Consider the following 12,442-nt stretch of genomic DNA (forward strand, 5'->3'; position numbering starts at 1 on the left):
CCTCGCGTACGCCTGAACGGCGTCGCTCGACCTCTCCCCAAACTTCGTTTCGGGAGAGGTTCTCAAATGCTGAAACCCGCTAAAACGCAGCACCAGAAAACTGCACGGCCTGCTTAGTGCAGGGCTTCTGAGAAGGCTTGTTTGAGTCTTGCTGCGGCGTCGCCAGCTTGGTCGCTTTGGATGACCACGTTCACTTGAAGTTCGCTCGTCGCGATCATTTCGACGTTGATTCCAGCGCTGGCCAATTGTTCAAACAGCACCGTGCCGACTTGCGTGTGGCTTCGCAATCCGATGCCGCTGACGCTGAGTTTGGTGATTCCGGATGCACCGCGGACGTCTCGCATCGAGTGCTTGTCGCAAATCGCTCGAGCAACCTTTTCTGCGGCATCCAAGTCGGCTTGTTCGACCGTGAAGCTGACGCTCGTGCTTCCGTCTTCGCCGTCGTAGCCTTGCACGATCATGTCGACGAAAATGCCGGCTTCGCCGATCTGTTCGAACATGTCCGCTGCCACTCCGACTTGGTCGGGCACACCGTCCAAGGTCACTCGGGCTTGAGCAGGAACGATCGAAATGTCGGTTAGTGTCAGAGCTTCCAATGCATCGTTTTGCAGACGTGCCACAACGTCGGCCACATCGGCTTCTTTCGCGTTGCTTGCCTTGATCTGGTTCCACGTTTTCGCGTCACTTGGACGTTGGTCCAACGAGAACGCTTCGTGAACTGCCCGCAAGGCTTGGTTTGCTTGGTCGCGAGGGACCAAGCACGAGATTTTGATTTCGCTGGTCGTGATCATGTGGATGTTCACGTTGGCTTCGGCCAAAGCACGGAACATGCTCGCGGCAACGGCCTTTTGGTGAGCCATGCCCAAGCCAACGACACTGACCTTCGACACTTGATCGTCGTGAGTGACGCCATCGGCACCGAGTGAATCCAAGATGCCCTCGAGTGCAGCGAGGGTCTTTTTCAGTTCGCCACCGGCGACGGTGAACGAGACGTCGGCTTTGCCCGACGTGCCAACGTTTTGGACGACCATGTCCACGGCGACTTTCTGAGCGGCAATCGCCGAGAAGATCTTCTGGCTCATGCCGGGAACATCTGGCACGCCCAGTACGGTCACTCGAGCTTCGTCGCGGGTGAGCGCTGCGCCCGAGACGGGAGCGGTTTCCGACTCGGGTTGGGCGACAATCATCGTGCCGTCTTGGTCCGAAAAACTGCTGCGGACGTGGATCGGCACTTCGAACTTCTTGGCGAATTCGATCGAGCGGGAGTGCATCACTCCGGCGCCCAGAGAAGCCAGTTCGAGCATCTCGTCGTAGCTGATCACGTCGACCCGGCGGGCTTCGGCCAACAGTCGTGGGTCGGTCGTGTAAACGCCATCGACGTCGGTGTTGATCTCGCAAGCGTCCGCGCCCAACACGGCTGCTAAAGCCACCGCGGTGGTGTCGCTGCCGCCTCGTCCGAGCGTCGTGATGTTCAAGTCATCGTCGATGCCTTGAAAACCCGCCGCAACGACAATGTTGCCAGCGTCGAGCAAGCGTTCAATGCGGCCCGTGTCGATCGATTGAATGCGAGCTTTGCTGAAGCTGTTGTCGGTCTTCAGCCCGATTTGGCCGCCGGTCAGGCTGACCGCTTGGGAACCCATGCTGTGGATCGCCATCGCGACCAACGCCACGCTGACTTGTTCGCCGGTGCTGAGCAACATGTCCATTTCGCGAGCCGGTGGTTCATCACTGATTTGCGACGCTAGATCCAGCAATGTGTCGGTGTTCTTGCCCATCGCGCTGACGACCATCACGACTTGATGGCCGGCTTTCTGAGCACGAATTGCCTTCCGAGCCGCGGCGCGAATCTTTTCGGTGTCGGCAACGGACGTGCCGCCAAATTTTTGAACGATCAGGGACATGGAAATGTCGAAGCGAAACGGAAGGAAGCGGAGTGGGGGAAGTGGATAGGCATCAACGTGCCCTCGAACCCGGTGGATCAGCCTTTTTGAATGTAGGCGTCCATCATGGTCCAGCCGGGATCGAACACCCATCCCGACGCGTTGGCGGAGACCTCATCAAAGGTGGTCGCCGAATCAGATTCGATGCCGGTGCCGGCCATGGTCAGTGGCACCGGGCCGTGTGTGTGTTTCTTGGTTCGGCAGAACGTTGGGTGATCGGGCAAGATCAACATGCGGTGTTCGTCGTGCTTGGAAAGAGCTTCCCAAAGCGGAGCGACGATTTGCTGGTCGATTTGCTGCAGCGCTTCGATCTTGGCTTCGACGTTGCCTTCGTGAGACGCTTCGTCGGGAGCTTCGATGTGGACGCAAACGAAATCATAGTCAGCGAGCGCTTCGATTGCCGCTTCGCCTTTTCCGGCGTAGTTCGTGTCGAGGTACCCGGTGGCTCCTTCGACTTCAATTCGAGGCCAACCGGCCAAGGCACCGATCCCGCGAAGCAAGTCGACAGCCGTGATCATTACACCCCGAATGCCGTAGCGTTCTTCGAACGTTGACAATTTGGGGGCTCCGCCGGAGCTCCACAACCAAACGTGAGTCGCGACGTCTTTGCCGGCCGCTTTGCGAGCGACGTTGATCGGGTGTTTGGCCAGAATCTCAGCCGACGCGTTCATCAGATCGACCAGGATCTGGCTGCCGGGACCGCGCGGGAAATCGTCCATCACACTCAGGTCGGTCAAGTCGTGCGGGGCGCTCGACCGCGTCGCGGTGGTGAATGGCGATGGATGATCGGCGTCGCCGCGATACAGCATCAAATTGCGATAACTGACTCCGGGAACGAATTCCAATCGGCCGGCCAAGTCGCTGTCGCCCAGCGGTCCGTTTTCGCTGAACAGTTCCTTCGACAGATCTTCCAGCAACGTCGTCGCTTCTTCGGTGCTGATGTGATCGGCGGTGAAGTCGATCATCGTCTGGTCGCGAATCGTCACCAAATTGCATCTTACGGCGCAATCGTGAGGCCCCAGCTCGATGCCTTGGGCAGCAGCTTCCAAAGGAGCTCGGCCGGTGAAGCAAACGTTCGGATCGTATCCCAACAGGCACAGGTTGGCGATTTCGCTGCCGGCGGGAAAGTCGATCGGCGTGTTGTCGGTCACCCCGACGCGGCCCAGCGACGCGATTTTGTCCATCGCAGGCAAATTCGCGGCTTGCAGCGGTGTGCGGCCGTTCAGTGATTCGAGGGGTTCGTCGGCACAGCCGTCGGGAATGATCAGGACATATTTCATGGCGAAGGCTCCGCCTGGATGGTCGAAAGAATTGCGGCAGTTTCGTTGAACGCCCGCGAAAACGAAAGGGCCCGACAGAAACCAGCGTCGCAAGAACCGGCAAAATCGCTCCGATTGCCGTCATCGTTGACATCGGATTGATCGATGCAGCCTTCCACACGGAAGAGTGGACTTTGACCAGACAAGCAAAAATTGGTGGTGCAGAGGGAGGAGCTGACCCATCCTTGAGCGGACACAGAGATCCTCTTCGTTCCCGGTCCATTTTCAAACGATGCAATCTGCCCCACCACCATCGGATTCCGACTCGGCGACTGGCCCCTTTTCAGGTCATTTTCCGCCTGAGCATGCGTGGGACAATCCGCCCGTTCAGGAAAGGTGGGAAGAACCGGTTGTGCCGACGTTGCCCGCCGTTCGATCCTCGTTGGAGGTTCGGCAGCTAGCGCGTGCGGTTTGTAAAGGTCGCGATGTGTCTTTCGGTGGTTTCTCGCCAGCGGATTCCGAACAAGAAACGCTAGAAAGTGAAACGGTCGAAACGCCGTCCACCCTGAAGCCGCATCGCCGGATTCTAGAGCTGGATGCGTTGCGAGCGATGGCGGCCATCAACTTGGTGTTGTTCCACTTCACGCACGTGTATGCGGTCAAGTTTGGCTTCTCCAGTCCGCTGGGCGGAGAATGGCCCTATGGTGCCTACGGCGTCGAGCTGTTCTTCATCCTCAGCGGTTTCGTCAACAGTATGTCGCTGATGCGTCGTGGCAAGCCAGTTGATTTTGTGGCTGCTCGATTGATTCGAATCGTGCCACTTTTCTTGATGGTGATCTTCGCGAACCTTTGGATCGTGACGTTTGCTCCGCTGAACGGCCAACCGGTTTCAACGCAGCAGTTCCTGGCCAATTTGACTTTGATGCCACGTGTCTTTGGCTACGAATGCATTGATCCTGTGATGTGGACCTTGCAAGTCGAGATGATGTTCTACTTCGTCTTGGTGACGCTGTTTTGCAAAGGCTACTTGCAGCGGTATTTCGTCGGCTGGGGATCGTTGTTGGCCGCTTCGTTGGTGTTGTGTCCTGCATTGGATGCTGCCCAAGCCAGCTATGGACACACGTCGTTGTTTGCTGCATTGTCCGCGGTCAGGCACTTATTGGTGCTCGACTTCGTGCCATTGTTCGCGATCGGGTTCTTGCTCTACATGATCAAGACCGGAGTGGGACCAAAGTGGAAGAACTTGCTGGGCATTGTTGTCGCCGCGGGCGTTTTCCACAGCATCGATCACGGCAAGCACAACCCTGCCGCGACGGCCTTGATCATCGGTCTGGTAACCATGGCCGCTTACGGAAAGATTCCTGTCCTGCGAATGAAACCCTTCGTGACCATCAGTGCGATCTCGTACGCGTTGTATCTGTGTCACAACAACCTCGGCTGCGTCTTGCTGAACACATTCGATCAAGCCGGCCTGCCACCGTTGGTTTGTTTGGCGATCGTGATCGTGTTCTCGTTCGCTCTGGCGTTGGTGATCACGAACCGGATCGAGCAACCCATCACGAAGGCTCTGCGTCGTTTGTATGCGAAGGTGTCCGAGCGAGTGCGACGACCCTCGGTTGCGGAAGCAGTCGCCGGCTGAGCTGCCCGCCTTCGAAACGTCGTAGCCAGTCGTAGGCCAGGTTGTACCTGGCGACCCAACCGGTGCTGCGTGAAAAGCGAGGCGTGGTACCCGCACAACGCTCCTTCACGAGCGTCGGTTATCTCGGCGTTTCACCATCGCCATGTGAGACATGGCCTACGGCGACGACCTGAAACGTCGCAACCGAATTCACCAGAATTCGTGCGCTAACCTGTAGCTCGGTGGTCCCCCACCGACAACTGATTCCCATTCACGGCGGTGACCGCCGCGCTACAGGAGGTTACTTGACGACTAGGTTCACCATTCGGCCGGGGACGGCGATCGTTTTGACAACCTTCTTGTCGCCGATCGCGTTTTGAACCGCTGCATCCGCCAGTGCTGCTTCGCCCATCTCGTTCGGCTTCGCATCGGGTGACAGCGAGATCTTCGCCTTCACCTTGCCGTTGATCTGAACCGGGATCTCGATGCTGGATTGAACCAAAGCGGCTTCGTCCCACTCCGGCCAAGGCTGCAGCGAAATCGATTCATTGTGACCGAGGTGCTTCCACAGTTCTTCGCACATGTGAGGTGCGTAGGGGGCCAGCAAAATCAAGAACGATTCCATCGCTTCACGAGGCCGCGTTTCGCAACGGGTGAAGTGATTGGTGAATTCCATCATCTTTGCAATCGCGGTGTTGAAGCTCATCGCCTCGTTGTCTTCGGTGACCTTGCGAATCGTTTGATGCAGCACGCGAAGTTGCTCTTCATCGCAAGCCGTGTCCACCACCGCACCGGAAAGCTTCAGCTCGTCTTCGGGCTCATCGATGATCATCCGCCAGACGCGATCGAGGAAGCTGCGCACGCCGCCGACGCCGTTCATCGCCCAAGGCTTGGTCGCCTCCAGCGGGCCCATGAACATCTCGTACAAACGCAGCGAATCCGCGCCATAATCGCGAACGACTGAGTCTGGGTTGACGACGTTGCCGCGGCTTTTGCTCATCTTGAATGCGCGACTGTCGACCTTGATCGAGGCATCGGATGCCAAGACAAAACCTTCGCCTTTCTTGACAACTTGTTCTTCCGTCAACGCAACAATCTCGACTGGTTCGCCGGTGGCTTTGTGAACGCGATTGCCCTCAGAGTCTTTCTTGACGTCTTTCGTGGAAACGTGTTTGCCGGACGGATCCACGAAGCTGGTGAATTCGACTTCGCCGAGGATCATGCCTTGGTTGACCAGTTTGCCAAACGGTTCCGGGCAAGTCACATGGCCGCGATCAAACAGGACTTTGTGCCAGAACCGTGAGTACAGCAAGTGCAACACAGCGTGCTCGGCACCACCAACGTACAAGTCGACCGGCATCCAATCCTTTTCCTTTTGCGGATCGATCAATGCATCGCTGTTCTTAGGGTCGATGTACCGCAAGTAGTACCAGCATGAACCAGCCCACTGAGGCATCGTGTTGGTTTCGCGGCGATAGCGTTTGCCGTCGAGCTCCACGATCAACCAATCGTCGTCGGCTTTCGCGAGCGGTGGCTCGGGGCGCCCGTGCGGTTTGAAGTCCGCGAGTTCCGGCAACGTCACGGGCAATTGATCATCGGGAACCAAGCGACGCACGCCGGTTGCGTTGCCTTCGGAATCAATTTCGTGCAAGACGGGAAACGGCTCGCCCCAGAAACGTTGACGGCTGAACAACCAATCACGCAGCTTGTAATTGACGGCTTCGCAGGCCAAGCCTTGTTGGGCCAATTCCGCGGTCAAAGCGGCTTTGACTTCCGCGGTTGTTTTGCCGTCGTATTCGCCGCTGTTGATCGCGACGCCTTCCGCAGCGAAGCAGGCTTTGCCAGCCAAGATCTCTTCGCGTTGCTTGTGATCCGCTGGTGGATCGACGACCGGGATGACAGGCAAGTCAAACGCCACGGCGAATTCAAAATCGCGTTCGTCGTGAGCAGGGACGGCCATGATCGCGCCGGTTCCATAACCGGCCAACACATAGTCCGCGACCCAAATCGGGATGCTGCGTCCGTCGGCAGGGTTGATCGCGTGTGAGCCCGTGAAGACGCCCGTCTTGGCTCGATCACCATCGGTTCGTTCGCGGTCACTTTTGAACGAAGCCTTTTCGCGATAGGCGTCGACTTCGTCTTTCTGTTCGGGTTTGACCAACACGTCGATCAATGGGTGTTCCGGCGCGACGACCATGTAGGTCGCTCCGAACAAGGTGTCGGGACGTGTCGTGTAAACGCGCAAGCAATCCTTGCCGGGATCGGTTGGAAAGCCTTCCGTTTCGCGAGCTCGCTTGAACGCAACGAACGGCCCGGTGTCGTCGTCCGCGGCACCGCGTTGCAAGTAGAAGTCGACTTCGCCACCGGTGCTGCGGCCAATCCAATCGGACTGCAATTTCTTGATGCCAGTTGGCCAATCGAGATCGTCCAAGCCTTCCAACAAACGCTCGGCGTAATCCGTGATTCGCAACATCCATTGTCGCAGCGGAATCCGTTTGACCGGGTGGCCACCGACTTCGCTTTTGCCATCGACCACTTCTTCGTTGGCCAACACCGTGCCGAGTTTCGGGCACCAGTTCACCAAGGCGTCATCGAGGTAAGCCAACCGCTTTGAATCGCGATACTGCTCGATCGCCAACTCGCCTTCAGTGGTGACTTCGGCAGGGATTGGCAACTCCGAGATCGGCCGGCCTTTTTGTTGGTCGTGGTCGAACCAGGTGTCGTACAACACGCCGAAAATCCACTGCGTCCAGCGGAAGTACTCTTCGTCGGTGGTTGCCAAGACTCGGTCCCAGTCGTAGCTGAAACCGAGCATCTTCAATTGGCGAGTGAAGTTGTCGATGTTGCGTTGGGTTTGAACGCGAGGGTGCTCGCCCGTCTTGATCGCATGCTCTTCGGCGGGCAATCCAAACGCGTCGAATCCCATCGGGTGCAAGACCGCTTCGCCGCGAGCCCGTGCGAATCGCGAGACGATGTCGGTTGCCGTGTAGCCTTCCGGGTGCCCGACGTGCAAACCGTCGCCGCTGGGGTAGGGGAACATGTCCAGCACGTAACGTTTCTTTTCACCGACCTTTTCGGGCGTGGCGAAAGTGTGGTGTTCGTCCCAGTAAGCTTGCCAGCGAGGTTCGATTTCGTTGGGGTTGTAGCGGACCATGTCGTCTTAGCGATGCGGGGAAGGGCAGGGCAGAGCGGGGCAGGGCACTTGCAATGAAAAAGCGACCACTCCGCGTTGCAAACAGGTTCCCTCAGAGGGCGTTTTCGGGCAAGCGGTCTGGTGCGAGAGCTGCGTGGGATGAGAGCTGAACCCCGCACGTGGGGTTCGCTGGATTGCCCGGTTCTCGGCGTTTCAGGCGATGCCGATCGCGCGGATCAGAACCAACACGCTCGCCGCGACCACCAGGCTCACGGCAGCCGTTCGCCGCAGCCAAACTCCGACAGGCTGACTCACCGCGACCCACTCGGCTCGAAACGCCATCTCAGTCCAGTCAGATTCTGAACCGTCGGCGGGTTCCGCTCTTTGGTCGCCGATGCCGAGTGAGGCCAGTTCCAACCGACGAACCGGGCAGGCCTCGAGCCAGGTCCAGGCTGTGACCGCAACCATCAGAGCCACGCCGATTGCCCAAGCCCAAGCTCGAGCTGGCCAAGACATGGGAAGCGTATTCACCTCGATGGATTTCGCGAACATCGCGATTCGATCCGCGTTCGCTCGCTCATAGCCCGCCAACCATTCGTTGGTGCGTGCCGTTTCGCTCTGCCAGAACGCGGCCCACTTGGATGTGTTTTCAAACTCATTGGATGACGGATCGGAAGTCGTGTGGCTGGCCAATCGTAGCGGTGACTCCGAGGCATTCTCGTTGGACGCGACTCGGTCCTGTTCGGCTTTCGCGTAGAAGGCCGCCACTTCGCTTCGCCAACGCACCCATCCCACATTGGCAGACGCTTTGGGGTGTTGAGCGTCCAATAGTCGTTTGCGAAATCCGTCCACGTTGTCGCTTGCAACGATGCGGTGCGACCATTCGGTAGCGTTGGGTTCGCCCGCAGACATTTCGTTGCGAAGCGCCCGCGGATAAGAAACCCGATGCTGGGTTGGCTGCGGCGGCCACATCGCCATCACCAACGTGAAACTGGCGATCGAGGTGACCGCGATGCCGACGAGCGGGTTGCGTGTTAGGATTCTCAATGCAGCGAACTTGCCAGACACGAAACGATGCCACTGAAAATGCGAAGGATCGGCGTTTTGAACGTGCCCGAAGATCTCGAGACCGTCCATCAAGTTGATCGGTCAGTTCCACTTCGGTGATCCAGGAAACTTGAGACGATTGTGACAACCTTGCCTCCCGTCGGTCCCAGCGATCCCCCCACCACACCGTCATCTCGGGCTCCGTTCGCCATCAAAATTTGCGGCATGCGAAGCGTGCAAGATGTGCGATCCGTTTCCGAGGCCGGAGCGGACGCGGTGGGATTGAACTTCTACGAACCCAGCGTCCGATCGCTCAACCCCGATGCGCAGGAAACGTCTCAGATCAACGCCGCAGCCCGCGATGCTGGTCTGACGCGAGTCGGATTGTTCGTCAACCATGACTTGGAATTCATCCAACGGGTAGCGAACACGTTGCAGCTCGATTGGATTCAGCTGCACGGTGATGAACCTGTGTCGCTGGCCGAGGATCTGGTGCGGACTGGCCAGCGTATCTTGCGAGCCATTCGGTTGCCCCGCGGGAAACTCATGCCCGGGCAGATTGATGATGTCATCGGCAAGTGGAATGACCTGGATGTTTCGTACTTGCTCGATGCTGACGCGGGAGCCTCGTTCGGAGGAGGCGGCCAGCCGTTGGATTGGCCGAGCATACGAGCGTGGGCGGATCGCCGCGGTGAGTCGGCGGTCGGATGGGTGTTGGCCGGCGGTCTGAATCCTCAGAACGTCGCGAAGGCGATTCAGGTCAGCGAAGCCACCAGCGTCGATGTTGCCAGCGGCGTCGAGCAGCCCAAAGGTCGTAAAAACGCCGAGAAAATCCGCCAATTCGTCGCAGCCGCCCGGCCCGGCGAAGCGGCTCGATGAATCCAGGGTGACTGGGCGTTGACGCCGGACAGATTTGTGCCAAACTTTCCCGTCCAGCAAAGACCAACACAGCTCGCGGCCGTGGCGGAACTGGCAGACGCGCTAGGTTGAGGGCCTAGTGGGAGTTAATCCCGTGGAGGTTCGAGTCCTCTCGGCCGCATCCAAAGAACCCCGTGATTCACGGGGTTTTTTTATGTCTGGACCGAAATCGGCATAATCGGCCAAGTTGCCCATTGTGACAGGTATGGACTCCATTTGGACTAAGTTTGGTGCATCCATTGGTGCATCCGTTCGATTGGCCTGTGGCGACTCATGGGACGATCTACTTTTTCGGATCACCCGTCGGCTATCGGAGGGACCAAAATCACTTTTCGAGAGCGATTGTCTCGGCGATGTTTCGGGCGTGGTCTCGAACACGAATGTATGCATTCAGAGCGGCCATGAATGCGACGCTGACCACGGGCGGAATCGTGCCGGCGGAAAGTTCTTCCAGGTGTTTGCGACGCAAAGCCTTCACTTGATCTCGGATGCGTTTGCCGCTGGCATCGGTGCTGGTCAAGATGTTTGGGTTGGAGGCTGACAGAGCCTCGTGAATATCGTGGGTGTAGGTTTTGACGCTGCGATTGAGTGATTCCAGGTCTGCCCGCTGCGAGTCGGTGAATCGAAATCCGTCGCGTCTTAGTTTGCGGTCAAACTTGTCTAGGTTGACGATGTAGTCGCTGATGGATTCGTATTCGTCGGCAAGACGCAATTGCCGGCGTCCCTCTTCCGCCGTCGCATGCGAGACGTTTCCGGAGAGCAAATTGGTGATGAACGCGGCGACCTCATCTTGGACCGAATCCAACACTCGTTCACGTTGTCGCAGTCGATCGCCGAGTTGCTTGTTGGGTTCGTCGGCTTGCATCAGTTCCAAATGCCAGTCGAGCATTTTTAAACAACCGTCGCCCATCTTGAGAATCTCTTTGCGGGATTGCTCGATCGCCAGCAGCGGCGTTTCCAAGATGCGGATGTCCAGATCCGTTAGACGCGGTTTTTCTTTGTAGGACAGCGACGGGATGATCCGTTCCAGAAAACGGACGATTGGCGTCAGGAATGGCATGAACAGCAAGGTGTTGCAAACATTGAAAACGCTGTGTGTTGCCGCGATGGCTGCGACCGTATTGGGATAAGTTTCATTCCCATCGACTAAGACAGATTCCGCCACATCGACACCCACAATGCCTTGGATCAGTTGGATGTACCACTGGAAGATCAACGTGATCCAGAACACTCCAATCAGATTGAAGATGACGTGAAAATACGCAGCACGTTTTGCGTTCGTGGTGGTTCCAAGCGATGCCAGGAAGGCCGTGATCGTTGTTCCAAGGTTCTCGCCCAAGATCAAAGCAGCTGCCGTCGGGTAGGAAATCACGCCCTGGGTCGCTAGCGAAATTGTGATGCCAAGCGTCGCCGAAGAGGACTGGACCAAGGTCGTGAGCACACAACCGACGAGAGCGCACTTCAGAACGCCCACGTAGGTGTCTGCCTGGAAACGGGCGAACCAGGCTTCGAAGTCAGGCATCTCTTTGATGATTGAACAAGCGTCCTTCATCACTTCGAGCCCAAAGAACACCATGCCGATGCCCATCGCAAACATCGCCCAATAACGCCAGCGATCATTGCGGGTAAACAGGTACACGAACGCTGCAAATCCTAGCAGCGGCAACCCGTACTTGCCGATTTTCAGAACCAAGATCCAGCCGGTGATGGTCGTACCAATGTTGGCACCCATGATCACACCGGCCGCCTGTGACAGACTCATCACTCCGCTGTTGACGAATCCGACAACCATCACCGTGGTGATCGAGCTGGACTGGACGACGCAGGTCACGATGATCCCGACCGTCGTTGCGAACACGCGATGGTTTGTGACCGCACCGACCAAGCGACGCAGGCTGTTCCCAGCGACAGCTTGCATCCCGTCGGACATGTGCTTCATGCCCAACAGAAAAATGCCGAGGCCGCCGGCTAGCTCGAAAATCATCTTGATCAGCGTGGAAGAATCCAAGGGTTTCCCGTCCCAAATCTTCAGAGGTGGATTGTTAAGAATTCATGAAGGGTGGCGATGCGGCGGGATTGTAACCTGACAAACCACTTCGGAGTTGCCGTCGGAGGAATTTCGCGACTTGTCAGAAGGGTTTCGGTGGCCCCAGGATGGGACTGTCACACGGAGATCAACCGCAACGCTCGTTGCTGCCGGTCCATCTGATTCGATGGGCTTTCGATACTTGAATCGCCCGTTTGCGCAGCCTCATTGGCGGGGCGGCGTCGAAATCGAATGCTTACTTCTCGGTTCGGTCGCCTGGATCAAGGAAACCCGTTGCCAACGGAGTTCACCAGGCACTTTGTGGCAGGAAGTTTCGTTGGGCCGGTGCTTCTCGAACATCTACCGCCGGTTCAGTGTGCCGACCGACACCACGTTTTCCAAAGCAATGGACAGGCTCGAAGTGCAGTTTCATACGCGCCCCAGCCGTGCCGCCAAGATTGCTTCGCTCGCAAATGAACCCGCATTATTCACCAAGCCTGT

General features: G+C 57.5%; 7 protein-coding genes and 1 tRNA gene. 3 read left to right on the forward strand and 5 right to left on the reverse strand.

The genetic code is table 11. The features are described 5' to 3' along the window. Positions 1-113: 113 nt before the first annotated feature. Both B2R17_RS26350 and B2R17_RS26355 read right to left on the reverse strand, forming a co-directional pair. Complete coding sequence (locus tag B2R17_RS26350) at positions 114-1,901, reverse strand: aspartate kinase (protein ID WP_286766331.1); 1,788 nt, start codon at positions 1,899-1,901, stop codon at positions 114-116. A gap of 77 nt (positions 1,902-1,978) precedes the next feature. Continuing rightward, positions 1,979-3,220, reverse strand: coding sequence for a cofactor-independent phosphoglycerate mutase (locus tag B2R17_RS26355; protein WP_286766332.1), 1,242 nt, complete (start codon positions 3,218-3,220; stop codon positions 1,979-1,981). A gap of 271 nt (positions 3,221-3,491) precedes the next feature. Between B2R17_RS26355 and B2R17_RS26360 the strand changes: the two genes are divergently transcribed. After that, positions 3,492-4,838, forward strand: a complete 1,347-nt coding sequence (locus B2R17_RS26360; RefSeq protein WP_286766333.1) for an acyltransferase family protein — start codon at positions 3,492-3,494, stop codon at positions 4,836-4,838. Positions 4,839-5,118: 280 nt separating this feature from the next. Here B2R17_RS26360 and leuS read toward each other — a convergent pair whose 3' ends face one another. Next, complete coding sequence (gene leuS, locus B2R17_RS26365) at positions 5,119-7,971, reverse strand: leucine--tRNA ligase (protein WP_286766334.1); 2,853 nt, start codon at positions 7,969-7,971, stop codon at positions 5,119-5,121. A gap of 192 nt (positions 7,972-8,163) precedes the next feature. Further along, positions 8,164-9,087: a hypothetical protein gene (locus B2R17_RS26370; protein WP_286766335.1), complete on the reverse strand. Its 924-nt coding sequence runs from the start codon at positions 9,085-9,087 to the stop codon at positions 8,164-8,166. A 135-nt stretch (positions 9,088-9,222) separates the two neighbouring features. Between B2R17_RS26370 and B2R17_RS26375 the strand changes: the two genes are divergently transcribed. After that, positions 9,223-9,876, forward strand: a complete 654-nt coding sequence (locus tag B2R17_RS26375) for a phosphoribosylanthranilate isomerase (RefSeq protein WP_286766336.1) — start codon at positions 9,223-9,225, stop codon at positions 9,874-9,876. 75 nt (positions 9,877-9,951) lie between these two features. Then, positions 9,952-10,036, forward strand: a tRNA-Leu gene (locus tag B2R17_RS26380). Positions 10,037-10,240: 204 nt separating this feature from the next. Here the strand turns inward: B2R17_RS26380 and B2R17_RS26385 are convergent. Continuing rightward, positions 10,241-11,923: a Na/Pi cotransporter family protein gene (locus tag B2R17_RS26385; protein ID WP_008663443.1), complete on the reverse strand. Its 1,683-nt coding sequence runs from the start codon at positions 11,921-11,923 to the stop codon at positions 10,241-10,243. Positions 11,924-12,442 lie beyond the last annotated feature (519 nt).

This window comes from Rhodopirellula sp. UBA1907, assembly GCF_002337565.1.
GTDB classification, from domain to species: Bacteria; Planctomycetota; Planctomycetia; order Pirellulales; family Pirellulaceae; genus Rhodopirellula; species Rhodopirellula europaea.